This is a genomic window from Nostoc sp. CALU 546 (assembly GCF_048836525.1).
Window position 1 is genome coordinate 1 of record NZ_JAWJTF010000020.1, and the last position, 17,916, is coordinate 17,916.

13 protein-coding genes are annotated in these 17,916 nt (G+C 37.3%); 7 read left to right on the forward strand and 6 right to left on the reverse strand.

The window, feature by feature from the left end; translation table 11 throughout:
* Positions 1 to 578: 578 nt before the first annotated feature.
* From RRG12_RS12480 to RRG12_RS12505, 6 genes are all read left to right on the forward strand, one after another.
* Entirely contained in the window at positions 579 to 1,757 is a 1,179-nt protein-coding gene (locus RRG12_RS12480; RefSeq protein ID WP_069071289.1) for a DNA double-strand break repair nuclease NurA, read from the forward strand.
* A 209-nt stretch (positions 1,758 to 1,966) separates the two neighbouring features.
* Positions 1,967 to 2,554: a Uma2 family endonuclease gene (locus RRG12_RS12485; protein WP_069071290.1), complete on the forward strand. Its 588-nt coding sequence runs from the start codon at positions 1,967 to 1,969 to the stop codon at positions 2,552 to 2,554.
* Between the two features lie 731 nt (positions 2,555 to 3,285).
* Entirely contained in the window at positions 3,286 to 5,979 is a 2,694-nt protein-coding gene (locus RRG12_RS12490) for a PAS domain S-box protein (RefSeq protein WP_420759498.1), read from the forward strand.
* A 90-nt stretch (positions 5,980 to 6,069) separates the two neighbouring features.
* Positions 6,070 to 7,128 carry a phosphate/phosphite/phosphonate ABC transporter substrate-binding protein gene (phnD, locus tag RRG12_RS12495; RefSeq protein ID WP_420759499.1) on the forward strand — a complete coding sequence of 353 codons (1,059 nt, stop codon included), beginning with the start codon at positions 6,070 to 6,072 and terminating at the stop codon, positions 7,126 to 7,128.
* Positions 7,125 to 8,888: an ATP-binding protein gene (locus tag RRG12_RS12500; RefSeq protein ID WP_420759500.1), complete on the forward strand. Its 1,764-nt coding sequence runs from the start codon at positions 7,125 to 7,127 to the stop codon at positions 8,886 to 8,888. Before phnD ends, RRG12_RS12500 begins: the two co-directional genes overlap by 4 nt.
* A 21-nt stretch (positions 8,889 to 8,909) precedes the next feature.
* Positions 8,910 to 9,695 (forward strand): FHA domain-containing protein, encoded by a 786-nt coding sequence (locus tag RRG12_RS12505; protein ID WP_420759501.1) that lies wholly within the window; start codon positions 8,910 to 8,912, stop codon positions 9,693 to 9,695.
* Between the two features lie 29 nt (positions 9,696 to 9,724).
* On the opposite strand, the gene RRG12_RS12510 is transcribed toward RRG12_RS12505, so the two are convergent.
* From RRG12_RS12510 to RRG12_RS12535, 6 genes are all read right to left on the reverse strand, one after another.
* Positions 9,725 to 10,423 (reverse strand): zinc-dependent metalloprotease family protein, encoded by a 699-nt coding sequence (locus RRG12_RS12510; protein WP_069071295.1) that lies wholly within the window; start codon positions 10,421 to 10,423, stop codon positions 9,725 to 9,727.
* Positions 10,424 to 10,430: 7 nt separating this feature from the next.
* Complete coding sequence (locus tag RRG12_RS12515; protein WP_420759502.1) at positions 10,431 to 11,828, reverse strand: TerD family protein; 1,398 nt, start codon at positions 11,826 to 11,828, stop codon at positions 10,431 to 10,433.
* Between the two features lie 102 nt (positions 11,829 to 11,930).
* Complete coding sequence (locus tag RRG12_RS12520) at positions 11,931 to 12,506, reverse strand: TerD family protein (protein ID WP_370684467.1); 576 nt, start codon at positions 12,504 to 12,506, stop codon at positions 11,931 to 11,933.
* 66 nt (positions 12,507 to 12,572) lie between these two features.
* On the reverse strand, positions 12,573 to 13,175 hold the full coding sequence (locus tag RRG12_RS12525) for a TerD family protein (RefSeq protein ID WP_420759503.1): 603 nt from the start codon (positions 13,173 to 13,175) through the stop codon (positions 12,573 to 12,575).
* A gap of 181 nt (positions 13,176 to 13,356) precedes the next feature.
* Positions 13,357 to 13,932 carry a TerD family protein gene (locus RRG12_RS12530; RefSeq protein ID WP_420759504.1) on the reverse strand — a complete coding sequence of 192 codons (576 nt, stop codon included), beginning with the start codon at positions 13,930 to 13,932 and terminating at the stop codon, positions 13,357 to 13,359.
* Positions 13,933 to 14,364: 432 nt separating this feature from the next.
* Positions 14,365 to 16,539: a DEAD/DEAH box helicase gene (locus RRG12_RS12535; protein WP_420759505.1), complete on the reverse strand. Its 2,175-nt coding sequence runs from the start codon at positions 16,537 to 16,539 to the stop codon at positions 14,365 to 14,367.
* A gap of 352 nt (positions 16,540 to 16,891) precedes the next feature.
* On the opposite strand from RRG12_RS12535, the gene RRG12_RS12540 reads away from it, so the two are divergent.
* A complete protein-coding gene (locus RRG12_RS12540; RefSeq protein WP_420759506.1) occupies positions 16,892 to 17,482 on the forward strand; it encodes a PEP-CTERM sorting domain-containing protein in 591 nt (196 codons plus the stop codon).
* Positions 17,483 to 17,916 lie beyond the last annotated feature (434 nt).

Genomic DNA, 17,916 nt, shown 5'->3' on the forward strand with positions numbered 1-17,916 from the left:
AAGATCAGATGGAATCTGTAAAAAATGGTCTGCGTAGATATGTGTTGTCACTTGCTCAGTGTGCCAAAGATCATTCTCAGCTTGGCTTTAATTAAGGAGTCAGAAGGCAGGAGGTAGGAGGCATTGGTGTCAACTTAAGCTAGAAATAGCTTCGCTGCGGGCTTCATAACCCGCCAGAGAATGAATTCTCTGGCTCATAGCTAAAGTCTACTGAAGTAGACTGAATATTTTTGGGGATATCTAGTCATCTGAAGATGACTTTCGCTATGATTCTTGAAACTTCAGTTCCTTGCGGGACATAGTTTTTGCGTTAAGTTGACACCAATGGGCAGGAGGAATCACCATAAATAAATTTATTTGCTCTAAACCCTGTCACATAGGGCAAAAAAATATTTTCTTTCTCCTGCCTTCTGCAAGAACTGTAGCGAGTATTAGAGTGTTATTACCAATTACAAATTATTTTAATTTACTGGGATAATTGCAGCAAAGTGACATATTTAAAAGATGTAGGTAAATAATAAGTAATTAGGAAAACTCCTAACTCCTAACTCCTAATTCCTAACTTAGCACTTACTTTTATGCTTGATCTAACAAAACTAGCGCGACAAATGCAGGGTTTAAGTCAGCATCTAACATTAGAAGCTGCTGCTAGTCGCCAGCGTTTAGAGTTGGCGCAACAACATTTAAAAAATGCTTACGAGTCTCAACAAGATTTAATCGATCGCCAGGAAAAATGGCGCGATCGCATTCTCTTCGCTAATGCTACCCCAATTGAACCGCTAGAAACCTGCATTGATATCCCAGTTCCTCCAAAAGTTCATACTGTCATCGCTACCGATGGTTCGCAAATTGCCCCTAATCATCACGAAATTGCTTACTGTTATCTCCTAAATATCGGCAGAGTTGTCTTGCATTACGGACAAAATCGCCATCCGCTACTCGATAGTTTGCCAGAAGTATTTTACCGCCCAGAAGATTTATATATGTCTCGGCAGTGGGGAATTAGAACCGAGGAATGGATGAGTTTTCGCCGCACTGCTTCAGAAACAACGGTGTTAGCAGAACTTGCGTGTGGTGCAGCGCAAGGGGAAACGCCAGCGCTGGCGATGGTAGATGGTTCGCTAATTTACTGGTTTTTAGAACAGTTGCCAATGGATGCACGCGATCGCATTTTACCCCCGATTCTGGAAGCTTGGCAGCAGATGCGTGATGCTAAAATTCCGTTGATGGGTTATCTTAGCGCCTCTCGCAGCATCGAAACAATGAACTTTTTACGCCTGTTGGCTTGTCCCCATCCAGTGCCAGACTGTAAAAGTCATTGCCCAAATCAGCTAGAAAAAGTACCTTGTAAAATTTTTGAACAATTGCGAGATACTTCAGTTTGGGCAACCCGACTCAAACCAGGACAACGCAGTACCCTGTGGCGGAGTAATTCCCCCATTCTCGAACTTTACGGCGATCAAACCATTTACTTTTGCTACGTCCACGTTGGTACTGAAATCGCCCGAATCGAAGTTCCGGCATGGGTAGCCCAGAATGCAACCATGTTAGACCAAGCACTGGGACTGATGTTAGCACAAGTTCAAAAAGGATATGGCTATCCTGTAGCGATCGCAGAAGCCCATAATCAAGCAGTGGTAAAAGGTGGCGACAGAGCGCGTTTCTTTGCCCTTCTCGAACAACAAATGATTAAAGCTGGTTTAAAAAATGTGGGAACTTCTTACAAAGAAGCCAGAAAGCGCGGGAGTATTGCGTGAAGAAGGCAGGAACTATAGGACTCATATTTGATTTTTGAACAAAACTCAGTACACCTTTATTCCTTCTTCCCAGTCCCCAGTCCCTAATCCCCAGTCCCTTACCTCTACGAGTGATTCAGAAATCAAATCGGATTGCTATAGCAATTAAGATTATTGACTGATAAGCCGCAATAAATTGTATTTATCTATTTTCGTTTATGGAGGTTTTTATGCGAACACAGGCAGAAAAACGCTACTACACTCGTGAAGAATATTTAGCACTGGAAGAAACAGCCGAATACAAAAGTGAATACTTAGATGGAGAAATAGTGCCAATGGCAGGAGGTACAACTAATCATAACCATATCATCGTTAATTTAGTTGCTCATTTAAAATTTGCTTTAAGAGGGCAAAATTATAACTTATTTACTAGTGATGTGCGCTTGTGGATACCGGGCTACAGAAGATACACATATCCAGATGTGATGGCGATCGCGGGAGAACCAATGTATGAGAATGACAGCACGACCACTGTTACAAATCCCTTAATAATTATTGAGGTTTTATCAAAATCAACCAGAAGTTATGACGAATCAGATAAGTTTCGTTGTTATCGTTCAATTCCTGAATTTAAAGAATATATTCTGATTGATCAATACAAGTTTTACGTCGAGCAATTTGCTAAAAACTCGGATGGGAAATGGGTATTAACTGAATATGAATCTCCCGATTCATTGTTAACACTAGCTTCTATAAATTTCCAAATTTCATTCAGTGATATTTATGAAATGGTAAATTTTCAGATGAGCGAGGGTTGAAACATTAAGTTTATATATGAGGGAATACAAAAACCTTAATAATTGTTACGTTTCTTAAATGATTACTTCCTTGTTTAAGGACAATGGCAGATAAAAGTCCTAGCTAAACCTCATCTATGTTGAAACCTAAAGTTTTTTAAAAGATATATTTATGTAGATTGGGTGGAGTGAAACGCAACCCAACATTACCACCAAATTTTATGTTGGGTTACGCTATCGCTGTACCCAACCTACAAAAGTACGGTTCTCAAGGTAGATAAGGTTTAATTCAGTTTAAGTAACACTTCTTATCTTAAATTTAAGATAAGAAGTGTTTACTTTATAGATTTTTTGGGAATCCTTTATTTAGTAGATAATGAAGTCAACAGCTAGCTAGTTTACTCAGTACAAACTAGTAGATACTTTTTGCCTCTACATCAAGTTATACCAATTTTGTATGAAGCTGCATAGAATTAGATCCCCCCTAGCCCCCCTTTTTAAGGGGGGAACTGGAAAAACATCTATCAAAGTCCCCCTTTTTAAGGGGGATTTAGGGGGATCGAAATATGTGCAACTTCACATTAAATTGGTATTAAATACGTTTTTATTCGTAAGCTAAACAGTCTTCCTCAGAACTGACATGAGGCAATTCCTAGCTTAAAACACCCTATTGCAAGGGTTACTCAATTTTCACGATAAACGTATTAACTTATTTAACCTTTCTCAAAAAAAGCTTTACACCTAACAAACTGATGAAACTAGCTAAATCTGAGTTACAAAAATCTGAAGAAAAATACTCTCGATTTTTCTCACTTTCTATAGATTTATTGTGTATTGCTAATTTTGAAGGTTATTTTAAATATTTAAATCCAGTATGGACAAAAACATTAGGTTGGTCAACTCAGGAACTCGTTGCTAAACCCTTTATCGAATTTGTTCACCCTGAAGACCGTGAAGCCACAATTGTCGTAGCCCAAAAAATTATACAATCTGTAGATGCAATCAGCTTTGAAAACCGCTATCTTTGTCGAGATGGTTCTTATAAATGGCTCTCATGGAATGCAACTAGTTTTACTGAAGAAAAGTTGATTTATGCAGTAGCACGTGACATCACTCTTAATAAACAGAACGAGATCGCGCTAGAAAAATCTGTCCAAGAATTAGAAGCTTTTAGATTTGCCTTAAATGCCCATTCACTAGTAGCTATTACTGATAGAACTGGGAGAATAACCTATGTTAACGAACTATTTTGTGAGGTTTCTAAATATTCTCTAGAAGAACTTCTAGGGCAAGACCATCGGATTATCAATTCTGGACACCACACAAAAGAATTTTTTACAATTTTGTGGAAAACTATTACCCAAGGAAAAATCTGGAAAGGAGAAATTCAAAATAAAGCTAAGGATGGCACTTTTTATTGGGTGGATACTCTGATCGCCCCAATGTTGAACCAAGATGGAAAGCCCTATCAATACGTATCAATTCGTACAGATATTACACAGCGTAAGCTTTCAGAGTTAGCTTTATTGGAGCGATCGCGCTTGTCAGTTTTGAGTGCAGAAGTGAGTTTAGCCTTATCTCAAAGTGGTACACTTTCAGAAATTTTGCAAAACTGTACAAATACTATTTCCCAATATCTTGATATCGGCTTTGTTTGTATCTGGACATTTGAACGACAGACAAACCAGCTACAATTGCAAGCTGGTGTTCATTGCACAGATATTACTTGTAGTGCTTTGAGTGATACCCAAGATTTCCCCGATCACATGGTTTTAGTCAATAATATTATGGGATTAATGATTCAAAACCATCAAGCTATTTTTAACGAAGAATTATCAATTAATCATTCAGACAAACTTATCGATTCTACATTCTCAATTTCTCGATTTTCTGCTTATCCCTTGATAGTAGAGCAGCAAATAATTGGCATCATAGCTTTATTTAGTAAGCAATTATTTACCGAACCAACTCATAACCTATTAAATTGGATTGCGAATAATATTGCTGTGGCTATTGACCGAATCTGGGCACGAGAAGAACTCTTCAGCCGTCGGGAAGCCTTATTGCTGCGTCTAGCTAGTCAAATCCGCAGTTCTCTTGACTTAAATATGATCCTAGAAACTGCTGTTAATGAAATTCGCAGCTTATTACAAATTGACCGTTGCTACTTTCTTTCTTATTTACCGCACCCATCACAAGCAAGCCTGACTATTACCTATGAAGCACGAAACCCTAACTTGCCCACCATGTTAGGTAGTATTCCCCTCCAAAAGAGCAATTTTTTGACCCAAATTCTTCTATCTCAAGAACTAAGTTGCATCGACAATATTACTAGCAAATCACATCTCGATCATGATATTCAAGAACTTTTAACTGAATTTGGTATCACATCTCAACTAATGCTACCAGTTAAGAGTAATTCTGGAGAAATTGGGGCAATTGTGTGCAGTCATTGTAGTGGCGATCGCATTTGGACTAACAGTGAAATTAACTTGCTACAAGCTGTTTGCGATCAACTAGCGATCGCCATCGATCATGCACAACTTTATACCCAAAGTCGCTCTGCTACTTTAATAGCTCAAACTCAAGCCGAAAAACTTACCGAAACCTTGCATAAATTGCAGCAAACTCAATCTCAACTGATCCAGAATGAAAAAATGTCTAGCTTGGGACAATTAGTAGCTGGAGTTGCCCATGAAATTAACAATCCAGTTAATTTTATTCATGGCAACTTAACCTATGCTAACGAATACTTTCAAGAGATGTTAAATCTCTTGCACCTTTATCAGCAACACTATCCTCAGCCTCAAGCAGAAATTGAAGATTACACTGAAAAAATTGATTTAGAATTCATTACTAGTGACCTTTCCCAACTCCTATCTTCGATGAACATGGGTACTAATCGCATCCGTGAAATTGTTTTGGGACTGCGAAACTTTTCTCGTCATGATGAGGCGGATAAAAAACTAGTTAACATTCATGAAGGAATTGAAAATACACTATTAATTTTGCATCACCGCTGGAAAGATAATGGAATTGGGTTGGATATATCTATCATTAAAGAATATGCTGATTTGCCCTTAGTTGATTGCTATGCTGGGCAGCTTAATCAAGTATTTATGAATATTTTGACTAATGCGATCGATGCTTTAGAAGAGTCAAGAGTCAGCAAAAAAATAACTGATAAACCGCAAATTCTCATTCGGACTGAAATTTTAGAGAGTAAATTTGTTGTCATCCGAATTGCCGACAACGGATTAGGAATAGCGGAAGACGTTAGAAAGCGATTATTTGATCCATTTTTTACTACAAAACCCGTAGGTAAAGGGACAGGACTTGGACTGTCAATTAGCTACCAAATTATAGTAGAAAAACATGGTGGAATTTTGAATTGTCTATCAGAACTAGGAAAAGGCACAGAATTCTGCATTCAAATCCCAATTTAAAGTCTTAGCTTTGCTCGGCTTTAAAATACTCTGCGTTTAAAAATGCCACGACAGTCCTAGAATTTTTTAGCTATCTATAATTTGAATTTTATGAGCAAATATTTAGTAGCACCGTGGCTCTTTGGTAGATATCGCTTATCTAGTCAAAGTAGAGTTCTAATTGTAGCGATAATTATGGCACTACTGAGTGTAGGCTGTACTGGAAAAGTATCAGAAAAAAATCAGTCTGTTGTAGATAGTGTCTCAAGTAAACAAAAGTTACCAGCTTTAAAAATTGGGGTGCTACCTACGCAAAGCCGGACAGAGCAAGAAGGGATGATTAAACCCCTAAAAGAATACTTAGAGCAATCCCTTGGACGAAGGGTTGATACTGAGTCGCAATCAAAGACAATCGGGGGACAAGGGAGACACAAAAAACTAGAGATCCAGAAAGTACAAAATGCGATCGCCAGTTCAGTAGATTTCCAGATTGCTCAGGATTATCAGCAAATCATTGACTGGTTATTGCAGGATAAGCTGGACATGGCTTATTTAGGGCCTATGAGCTATTTGGAGGCAGTAGATCGGGGTGCTAAAGTAGAGCCGTTGGTTGCTCCCATTGATAAACATACGGGACAACCCTGGTATCGGGCGTGTATCATTGTCAAACAAGACAGTCGCATCAAAACCTTAAAAGACCTCAAAGGTAAACGTATTGCCTTTGTAGATAAATTATCAACCTCTGGGTATTTGATGCCGCTGGCAACGTTCAAAAAACTAGGAATTGATGATAATCGAAATTTTGCTCAAGTCCTCTATGCTGGTAGCCATAGCAATAGTATGGCTGCATTAGAAGATGGCATTGTTGATGCCGCAGCAACTAATATTTCCTCCTACTTGAAGCGGCAAAAAACTGGTAAGCTAACACCTCAAAACTCCAGAATTCTGTGGGAATCTGCTCCCATACCAAATTCTCCAATAGTAGTGTCCAAAAAACTCTCACCTGAGTTAATCAAACGACTAAAGCAGGCTTTTATTAGTAGCCCAGAAGGACTTCAGGATATTATCGGAACTGAGTCAGCCGGATACACCCTTGTGACTCCTTCAGACTACACTCCTATCGAGCAACTCCGAAAATATCTCAACTTAATTTCTGTTCCGACAAAATGAAAATCTCCACAAAGTTTTTTACAGGTTCAGTTGTGTCTGTCGGACTGATAATAGCTATTCTCGTTGGCAATACTGTAGCTGTTCAACAAATAAAGCAGACTATTCGTGAGAAAAGCAATCAAACTACCGAAACTATCAAAGTCGCTTTGACTGCGGAAAATGCCTTGAAGTCTGAAATTATTGAACTCAAGGATATTGTTCTACTTAAAAGTCAAAATATAGAAATGATTCAATCTTCAAAAAAGTTTCTTGACTCTCTTGACAAGTTAGAACGCTTGATGCCAGATGCCAAAGAAATCTCAGTCATTCGCCGTCGTCACCAGTTTCTCAGCCAGCTGTCAACTCAACTAATCCACTGGAATTCTAGCGACACTTCTTTAGCAGATTCTCAGCAGTATTTTAGAGCCATTAATTCCTTTGATAGAGACATTGAATTGTTCCTCAGCCAGCTAATTGAGCGTGCTAATCAGCAGAATCTCTTAGTTGAAGATGAATTGGAAAACCTATATCAAATGCAGAGAATTATTTCTTTTGTAGTTGTGCAAGTAATTATAATTTTATTTGTTGGGAAATTTATAGTTATTTGGCGTCCAACAATTAAATCTTTGCATAAATTACAAGCAGGAACAGCAGAAATTGCAGATGGAAACCTAGATTATCGTTTAGATATTCAGACAGGGGATGAAGTAGAAGACCTTGCTAAGTCATTTAACTATATGTCACTGAAGCTAGCTGAATCTCGTGAAACCCTAATTAAGAACACTGAATTAACCCAAATGAACCAACGCCTAGAGTTGGAAATTTCTGAACGCAAACAGGCAGAATCAGAACTTCAGAAAGCCTTACAAGAACTCCAAAGCACTCAAGCTCAATTGATTCAAACTGAGAAAATGTCTAGTCTGGGTCAGCTTGTGGCAGGGGTTGCACACGAAATTAATAACCCAGTTAACTTTATTTCTGGCAATATTACCTATGCCAGTGAATACACTCAAAAATTGCTAGAACTACTAAGTCTCTATCAAGAAGAGTTTCCAAATTCTGGACAAAAGATTCAGGAAAAGGTAGAGGATATTGATTTAGAATTTATGCTAGATGACCTACCCAAAATCTTGTCTTCGATGAAAATGGGATCTAAACGAATTCAGCAAATTGTCTTATCTTTACGTACCTTCTCCCATTTAGATGAAGCAGACATGAAAGAGGTTGATATTCACGAAGGTATTGATAGTACACTGCTGATTTTACAGAATCGATTGAAAGCCAAGCCAGAGCATCCCAAAATTGAAATCATTAAGGAGTATGGCCAGCTACCTCTAGTAGAGTGTTATGCAGGACAGTTAAATCAAGTATTTATGAACGTGATTAATAATGCGATTGATGCCCTTGATATGTGTAATATTCAAAGTTCTCAGCAAGATATTGAGAGCAATCCTAGTAAGATTATAATTAGTACTAAACTTGTTAGTAATAACCGAGTAGTAGTAAGAATTGCAGATAATGGGCCAGGTATGACCCAAGAAGTTAAAAAGAAACTATTTGATCCATTTTTTACTACTAAACCTGTGGGACAAGGAACAGGATTGGGCTTATCAATTAGCTATCAGATTGTGGTGCAGAAACACTCTGGAATCCTGCGGTGTGAATCAGAATTGGGCAAAGGAAGCGAGTTTTTGATTGAGATTCCTTTACATCAGATAGGAAAATCGGTAAACTATAACGGATTTAAATTACCTACTACTTTGCAAGAGTCAAAAGTCTAGAAAAATTATTGACTAAAAACTATGCAAAATTTAAGTACATCCAATGCTATAGGGCTGAATTTAGAGCTTTTTCATGTCCAAAGCAACACTGCTTTTGAATTACCACCAAATATTGCGGTGTTTCATATCGGTAAACCCAACGACCAAATTCCACCAGATATTGATGTTTCCAACTTGCCAGATGCAGATGTAGTTTCTCGCATCCATGCACAGATTCAGAAGCACATAAATAATTATTTTATTGAAGACTTAGGAAGTTCTAATGGGACATTTGTAAATAACATTAGATTAAAACCTAGAACACCCTATCAAATAAATTTAGGAGATAGAATAGACCTTGGTCAAGAAGAAAAAGTCACATTTATATTCCAAGATCAGATACAATATCAGCAAAATCCTATCTCTTCTGCAAATACCACAACAATGCAGGCTCGAATTCCTCCGCAAAACAGACAAACTTCGGTAACTCAGACAACCAAATTTGTAGGCTTTGCTTTGATGGTTGCAGGTATGATAATTTTAACCGCAAATATTCGAGTTGGGATATTTTTTGGTATTCCTGGTTTATTGCTATGTATATCTGGTATTTTCGTCCTTTGTCAACAGCGAATAAACCCTAACTTAGGATGGATTTTGATGGCGTTAGGAATTGTAGTCATCGCTTTTACTGGTAATGTATTCGCGTCAGTCAATCTTTTAATTGTTTTGGCATCATCTGCTTTATTCTTCGCCGGATATCAACTTTCTAGTACTGGAAAAATCTTAAATTATGATTTGCGATCGCTCCAGTCTTTAATTAAAAAATAGTTTATTTTAACTAATTACGAAATTACGAATTATCTCAATCCTGCTTCTCTGCGAATTGCATTATTCATCGAGTTGATTTGCGATGCGTGAAATGATGGAGGCATTGAGCTATGAATGATATGATCAAGTCCATCATGCATTACATCTGTTGGTAGCGCAGAGTGATCCAGCCCTAATGTATGTCCAATCTCATGGGCAATCGTATTGGCAATTAAGTTAGACAATTGATTAACATGAAGACTGGCATTGTAAGACGCATATAATACTTGATCAATGCGGATGATAGCACGGTTTGTAACCATTCCTAATTTAAAAGTAGCTACTCCTAAATAGTCAACTGGCTGCTTATCAGCAAATATATAAACGTGAGTAAAGTTGTCTCCCCATTCCTTGGGTTCAGGTGGATCTGATGTCAAAAATACTTCAACGCTTCTAAAAGCACCGTAGAGCTTAGAAAAGGCATCGCTGAGAATACTATTGATTGCTTCGGTATTTTCCTCTTCGATATCCATTCCCGAAACGTCTACCCAGATGCAACGGCGAAACTCGCTATTTCTCTCTATAAGAATTTTTCCACAGCAAGGGCAAAACTCCCACTGAGGCTGAATGCGTGAACTACATCCCTGACAACGGAGTTTAGGGGGTCTAGTCAAATCTATGCGTTCCCAAATCGGGACTTTGAGCTTGCGATTGGGTCTAGTTAAATCCAGGCGATCGTAGAGAGACATTGATTTTTTATTGCAATAGATTCTTCGTTTTAGCCAATTTGACCCAGTTTGGATATTCAGTCATCAGTAAATCATAAAGCTCTTGATCTGGTATACTTTCTGGGTCTTCTAAACTGAAAAAATCTGAATTATCAAGATAGCGATCGCTCATTTCGTCAAGCCGCTCTAGAAAAGTAAAATCACTGGTCTTTGCTTTAGCTAGCCAACCTAAAATACCTTTACCTTTAACATCCTTGCGTGACTTGCCAATTGCCATAAATTGCCAAAAAATAGGCTCATACGAAGACTCTTTAAGATATTGTTCTGTTTGTGACTCATCAGAGGTTGCTCCATCCGTCACAAACATGATATAAACTGGATTAGCACTTTTTTGGTTACCTTTTTTAGAGATTGGAAAATAGAATTTTCTAATCATATCTATAGCTTTACCATAGTAAGTATCACCTTCTAGTGGATACTCTTTCAAGAGATTTGGAATAAAGGTTTTAAAATTTTCAATAGTCATTTCACCTGCGTTATAGGCTTTAGCTCCGAATAGAAATATATCAATGGAAGCGTTATCATCAAAACGACATCCTAAAGCTAGAATTTTTTCAGCAAACCGCTGAATTTTACCTAAAGTATAGAGCGCACTCATTGAGCCAGAGATATCAAGGCAAAGCACAACCTTAGCCTTATGATTCGTCAAATTTGCTTTTTGTAGTGATATATCTGCTTTTTTAACAAGATTGAAAATATGTGGTGCTTCTCGCTCAAGCTTTTTCTCTAACGATATATTTAGTTTCGTTTTACAGTTTTCTTGCACACTTTCTACTTTTGTAGATTCTTCCTGTTTAGTTTTGGTCACATATTTATCTACAAAACTTTGTAGTCCAGAACTATAGCCTTCTCCTACCGCTTGAAACCTCCATTCATTCTCTTTTTTATATAAGCGTCCAAATTCCAAAGCTGTCTCTTGAGAAAAAGCCTCTCTTAAATTGTACCGAGCCAGAGAATTTTTGTTTTCGTGGTTGTAAATCTTGATAAAGGCATTTTTGATTTGGCTAAAATTCTGATTTTTTTCTTGCCCTTCATGAATAGTGACAACAAAAACTATCTCTTGAATAGCTGGATTGACTTTTGCTAAATCAACATAAATTGTCTCATCATCTCCGTTATCTTCCCCAGTTCTATTATCTCCTGAGTGTCTTAAAGAACCATCGAGTGATTGAAGGTTATTATAGAAAACAAAATATTTATCATTGGGAATTTTCCCATCTGCACTTAACATAAACACAGAAGCATCAATATCATAGCTTTGCCCAGCTTGATTTACTTGCCAACCCAAGCCAATAGCTACTTTCTTTAAATTTGGAGCTTCCTTATAAAGATTAAACCTGCTACCTTTGGTTAATTCAATTTCCATCTCATATACATCCTATAAATTAAACTTTTTTAATTAATTTATGCAAAAAAAAGGGGGTAATAACAGTGAATACCCCCTTTGGATTAACTTTTGAGATATTTACTAAGCAGCATATTGGTCTACAAAACTTTGCAGCCCTGATTTATAACCAGCCCCAACAGCTTGGAATCTCCATTCTCCATCTTTTCGATAAAGTTTACCAAATTCGATTGCAGTTTCCGCAGAGGCATCTTCATCTAATTCATACTTAGCAATTTGCTTTTCTGTGGTGTTGTCATAAATTCTGATAAACGAGTTTCTGACTTGCCCAAAGTTTTGCTTTCTTTGCTCTGCTTCATGAATAGTGACCACAAAAACTATTTCTTGAACTGAAGCATCAACTTTGCTTAAATCAACTTGAATTGTTTCATCGTCTCCTATACCCTCTCCAGTTCTGCTATCTCCCTCATGTTTCACAGAACCATCTGGTGATTGTGAGTTATTGTAGAATACAAAGTACTTTTCGTTAGGGATTTTTCCGTTAGCACCTAACATAAATATAGAAGCATCTAGGTCAAAAGCTGAACCTGTATCTGTAACGTTAATATCCCATCCTAAACCAATTCCAGCATTTTTTAAGCTTGGTGCTTCTTTTGAAAGATTGATTCTTTCGCCTTTGCTGAGGTTAATTGACATGATTATTACCTATTTTTGAAAATTAATTTTATTCTGAATTGCTATGGATTTGAGTAACTTAAGATGTACTTAAGCATAAACTTTCACAAGTCCTTCCAAACCATTAACGTTAATACCGTTGCCAATAGCTGCCAATTTCCACTCGTTATTATGATTGTAAATTTCAGCCATAACCATTCCGGTCATTCCTTTATATTCAGAACCGGATAGATGATACTTAGCGAGTTCTTGATTATTAGATGTATTGACTAGGCGTACAAAGGCATTTTTTACCTGTGCAAATTCTTGCTTCCGAGTAATACAATCATAAATATTAACTGTAAAAACCAATTTTACAATCTCTTTTGGTAGTCGAGCTAAATCTACAAGAACCTGCTCGTCATCACCTTCTCCCGCACCTGTGAGATTATCACCCAGATGGGTAATAGCTCCTGATTTATGAGATAGATTACCAAAGTAAACAAGATTGCTTATATCTGTGATTTTACCATTTTGATCTAAACAGATTATGGAGGCATCTAAATCAAAGTCTGGAGCGTTACTAAAAGCACCAAAAAACCCGCCACCGGAATGTTTTGCTATATCCCAACCCAGTCCGCACATCAGCTTTGTTAGCCCAGGAGCTTCTTTAGAAAGTGAGATGCGTTGTCCTTTTTGTAGATTGATTCCCATGTAAGTTATTTCAAGATGTATTGAATTGACAAGATCATATCTAAGTTTTGCTCTATATTTTTAATATTATTATCTTCATTTATAGCTTTTACACTAAGTATTAAATATAGAGCAATAGAGTTTTATAAACTCAGTTTTATCTCAACATTGTAAAATATCTTAGAGAGTTCTAATACATTGCCTAGCTATAGCGGTCAAGTAGTGATTTCAAGCCACCTTGATAGCCTGAGCCAACTGCATTAAGACGCCATTCACCGTCTTTACGGTAAAGTTCTGCCATGATTAATGCTGTCTCTACAGAGTAGTCTTCAACAAGGTCATAGCGGACTGCTTCTTGTTTTGTTTGGGCATTGACAATACGCACAAAAGCATTTTTAACTTGACCAAAGTTCTGATTACGTTGCTGTGCTTCATGAATAGTTACAGTAATAACTATTTTTTGAACATCTGCGGGTACTTGTTTTAGGTTAACTTTGATGACTTCATCATCTCCTTCACCTACACCGGTAAGATTATCTCCCATGTGCTGAAGCGATTTATCAGGATCGGGACTTGTGAGGTTATTATAAAAAATAAAGTGGTTATCAGAAATAAGTTTTTCGTTAATACCCAACATGAACACTGAGGAATCTAGATCAAAGTCATAACCTGTATCTGTAGCTTTAACGTCCCATCCAAGTCCAATAAAGACATCTGTTAAGCCAGGAGCAACTTTGTCAAGTGAAACTCTTTGTCCTTTTGTTAGTGAAACTGCCATAATTTTTCTTCCTATTTATAGCAAATTGATGCACAAACTAAGCAAGCTTTTTATTGTTGCTTTAAAATAATTGGAGAATTTTTAGATGGCAACAAAAAATTAATCAGCTATAGCGCTGATTGTTTAGAAAAGCTTCACCAGTAATTATTTAATTTTTGAATTGGCTAGTTTTGAAGGTTGATTGTATCAACCAACTTTTCTATCATAATTAACCAATAAGTTAAACTATTTACAGTTGAGTCATAACACACCACACAATTGAATGTGTGTCATATTTGTTATGCGCTCTATCGTAGTCACCTTCAAGAAGCACTGAAATCAGGAAAAATACGTAAACTCAAAAACTCTGTTTTTGGGGTTACTGGTGTCTTCCCTCTCTGCGTAAGAGCGTCTTTCTGAGGTAAGGATTATGCAACTTAAAGACGGATTAGTTTATTCTCTCCACATTGCCACTTGCTGTTTCAGTTCCTTCATATCCAAATAATCGTTAGCAAAAGCTTTCCATAAAAGTGGATGAGGAATAAACCCATCATATTTTTGAAGTTCTGGTGCTTCTGAAGTACTGACTAAATTTTCTGATGTAATTCTTTGCTCACACAATGAAGCAATTTCATTGTAAAGATGTTTAAATTTATTCTTGCCTAATTTAATTGTCAAATAATATGGATTTACTCCGCCAATACTTGTAATTTCCAACGATTCTCGGCAGTAGGAATTGAGTAATCTTTCTAAGGTGCGATAAGCAACCGTACCCATCCAAGGAAAAATGCAACATTTACCTTTTTCCAGTTGCAAAATATTCTGCTTATCTAATCCAACCTGCTGTGCCAACTGGCGAACTTGACGTAATCGTTGCAAGGCATTTTTTTGCAAGTAACTATACTCAAAATTTTCCAATAAAATTTTCTGCATTCGTTGTAAAACTTTGGTATGAATAGTACCACTGCCACCACGCCAGTAAATACTCGCTTTACCCTCGGCTTGTTTAACAAAAATAGCTTTCTTTTTAAAGTCAACTTCTAAAACTTCCCAAGTTCTCCCAGCTAAAGCAAATTGATTGCCAACCGGAATCGGGGTGACGATACTGCCAATTTCTGTTGCACCTTGCTTAACAATATATTCTTGCTGTTCAGCAAAGACAGCATAAAACTGAAATTTCCTCACCACCTTTTCTCCTGCCAAACCCAGGATTAATTTACCTTGTTCGGTATGCTGAATATGACCAATATCAATTAAATAGCGTAGCAATAGTTGGAAATCTTCTTTTAAAATAGCAGCAAAGGGCGGCAGACTAAAAATTTGTTTAGCTAAAGCATTAGCTGAAATTTCACCTGTTGCTGTTAAAATACTCATTGTCTGGTGATAAAGCAAACTCAAAGGATATTTAATTGGTTTGATTGGTTCAATCCATTTCTCCTCTAAATAAAGTTGAATAATAGCGATACACTGCAAAAGTTGCCAAGGGATTTGCTCTGGTAGAGAAGCTTCTGCTAATGGCTGATCTTCAGCACAGACAAAGCGCATATCAGCAGCTTCACCTCTTCTACCACTGCGTCCCAAACGCTGTAAAAAACTAGCTACAGAGAGGGGTGATTCTAACTGAATAACTCGCTCTAAATGACCGATATCTATGCCTAATTCTAGAGTCAGAGTGGCAGCGGTAACAGCTGGATTGTTGGATTCACGCATTGCATTTTCAGCAGATTGCCGCAAGCTAGAAGATATACTCCCATGATGTACATGATATATATCTGGTAGTCCTTGTTCTGTGGCAATTTTTCGTAAAGATGCAATTACAGATTCGGTACGTGTGCGATTATTAGCAAATATTAGACATTTGCGAGATTTGCTAAGGTTGAAAATATATTGTTCATCATCTGTCGCCTCTGATTCATCTACTTGATCAGTAATATAAAAATGTTCTACAGCTAGTTTTATCTGGCGTTTTATGCTGTCGATTTTCGGTGTAATAACTGGCTTGTCTGTTCCTGAACGCAACCACTTTTCAGCTATTGAGTAATCACCAAGAGTTGCTGACAAACCAATACGGCGTGGTTGTTTTTGCGTCAACTTTGCTAAACGTTGTAATTGGCAAATAATTTGACAACCGCGTTCTGAACCCATAAAAGCGTGAATTTCATCAATGACGACAAACTTTAAATCACCAAATAAGCGAAGTAGGTCGTTATTTTTGTTGATTAACAAACTTTCTAAAGATTCTGGTGTAATTTGGAGAATGCCTTGAGGATTCTTTAAAAGCTTGTTTTTTCGAGTTTGCGAAACGTCACCGTGCCAGTGCCAAACGGGAATATCTGCTTCTTTGAGTAAGTCGTTGAGACGCTCAAATTGATCATTAATTAAAGCTTTGATTGGACTAATATACAATGCCCCTATGGTTGCAGCCGGGTTGGCATGTAATAGAGTCAAAACTGGCAGAAAGGCTGCTTCTGTTTTACCAGCAGCAGTTCCAGCAGTAACTAGCAAGTGAGCATCAGTATCAAATATGACTTGACAAGCGGCAATTTGAACTGGCCGTAATTCAGTCCACTGGTGATGATAAATATATTCTTGGATGAAGGGTGCGAGTCGGCTAAAAGCATCGCTCATATTTATTTTTTATAAGTAATTAGTAACAGGTAATGAATTGACTGCATTTTTACAAACAGGGAAAATACTTAAAATAATCCCGTAACGCTTGATAGGTATAGCTTTTTAGGGAAGAGGTCAGAATATATTACATATAAACGAGCGTAGATGCGGAGCGGCTTGTCGTAAGACATCGCTACAGACTTGATATTTTATATAAAACTTCACAAAAAAAGTGTTTCTCTTTATTGATTTATTACATTTGCTAGCGTACTTTTATGCGGTATTTACGTATACATATTTCTATCTTAAGCTTAGTGTTGTGTGATGCATATATCAATGCATCATGTCACTCAATTTTGGAGTTATGACAATGACAAATATTTTTGCCAAAATCGCTGCTACCACAGCAACCAGTGTTGCTTTTAGTGTTGCGATCGCAGCTAGTGCTAACAACCCAGCCCAAGCTATTGATTTCAACTTCAACTGGCTAGGTAATGCTGGTTATTCAGCAATCGGTTCATTCAGCTACGACGAGACTACAGCACCTACAATTATTTCAGAAAGTGGTAGTGGAGCGACCACTTTTTTACAATCCTTGAATGTCTCTTTCTTAGACCCATCGAATAATCTGCTTGGAACTTATAACACCGTTGCTGGTGGAGTCTCAGAATCTAATTTCTTCGCTTTCAACTTTGATACTTCCACTCATACCTTGTTTGGCCCCTTTGATGTAGCAGGAGGGACGGGTGTAATCGGAGAATATTTCTTCCAGGGAACCGTTGGTGATTCTTTGTTCTTACGTCAGGATATCGATCAACAGACAGCATTCATAACATTAGATCAAAATTCTGGTTCTATTCAGGTATCCAAAGTCCCTGAACCTGCTTCTATGTTGGGTTTACTGGCCTTTGGGATATTGGGTGTAGGCTCAACTCTGAAGAAAAAGCAAGCCTCTTGCTAGGAAGTAGGGCTTTCTAGTTAGAGGTTGCCAATTTTAGTTTAATGAATCTCTATTCTAGCTCCAATGATTAAGTGAGTTGGTGAGTCTATTATCCAGCCTTATCAGTTCGCGATCGCTCGAATACTTATGTCAACAAGTATTCGAGCAATCACTGATAACTTGGTTAAAAATACTTCATGTGCCAGTTGAAAGGGCGGTATGAGGGTTATATGCACAAGCTTAAATATAATGCTACAATCCCCGAAGTTTAAATTTAGACATTATGCATGATTCAGGAGCTAGCAAATCAACTATTGTGATCATCACCAAAGTCTAAAGTCTGTGTTTATAAAGAGCCTAAAGTCTTTACACAATCTGATATTTTAATTTTTAAGTCTTTTATGCAATACAAAAACTATCTTTTAAAATTAAAATTATTCAGAAAATTTATAAAC

Excerpts from the sequence above, each read along its gene's own strand:
- RRG12_RS12490 (WP_420759498.1), top strand. The coding sequence starts at position 3,286 with ATGAAACTAGCTAAATCTGAGTTACAAAAATCTGAAGAAAAATACTCT.
- phnD (WP_420759499.1), top strand. The coding sequence starts at position 6,070 with ATGAGCAAATATTTAGTAGCACCGTGGCTCTTTGGTAGATATCGCTTA.
- RRG12_RS12540 (WP_420759506.1), top strand. The coding sequence starts at position 16,892 with ATGACAAATATTTTTGCCAAAATCGCTGCTACCACAGCAACCAGTGTT.
- RRG12_RS12510 (WP_069071295.1), bottom strand. The coding sequence starts at position 10,423 with ATGTCTCTCTACGATCGCCTGGATTTAACTAGACCCAATCGCAAGCTC.
- RRG12_RS12485 (WP_069071290.1), top strand. The coding sequence starts at position 1,967 with ATGCGAACACAGGCAGAAAAACGCTACTACACTCGTGAAGAATATTTA.
- RRG12_RS12480 (WP_069071289.1), top strand. The coding sequence starts at position 579 with ATGCTTGATCTAACAAAACTAGCGCGACAAATGCAGGGTTTAAGTCAG.
- RRG12_RS12530 (WP_420759504.1), bottom strand. The coding sequence starts at position 13,932 with ATGGCAGTTTCACTAACAAAAGGACAAAGAGTTTCACTTGACAAAGTT.
- RRG12_RS12505 (WP_420759501.1), top strand. The coding sequence starts at position 8,910 with ATGCAAAATTTAAGTACATCCAATGCTATAGGGCTGAATTTAGAGCTT.
- RRG12_RS12535 (WP_420759505.1), bottom strand. The coding sequence starts at position 16,539 with ATGAGCGATGCTTTTAGCCGACTCGCACCCTTCATCCAAGAATATATT.
- RRG12_RS12525 (WP_420759503.1), bottom strand. The coding sequence starts at position 13,175 with ATGGGAATCAATCTACAAAAAGGACAACGCATCTCACTTTCTAAAGAA.
- RRG12_RS12515 (WP_420759502.1), bottom strand. The coding sequence starts at position 11,828 with ATGGAAATTGAATTAACCAAAGGTAGCAGGTTTAATCTTTATAAGGAA.
- RRG12_RS12500 (WP_420759500.1), top strand. The coding sequence starts at position 7,125 with ATGAAAATCTCCACAAAGTTTTTTACAGGTTCAGTTGTGTCTGTCGGA.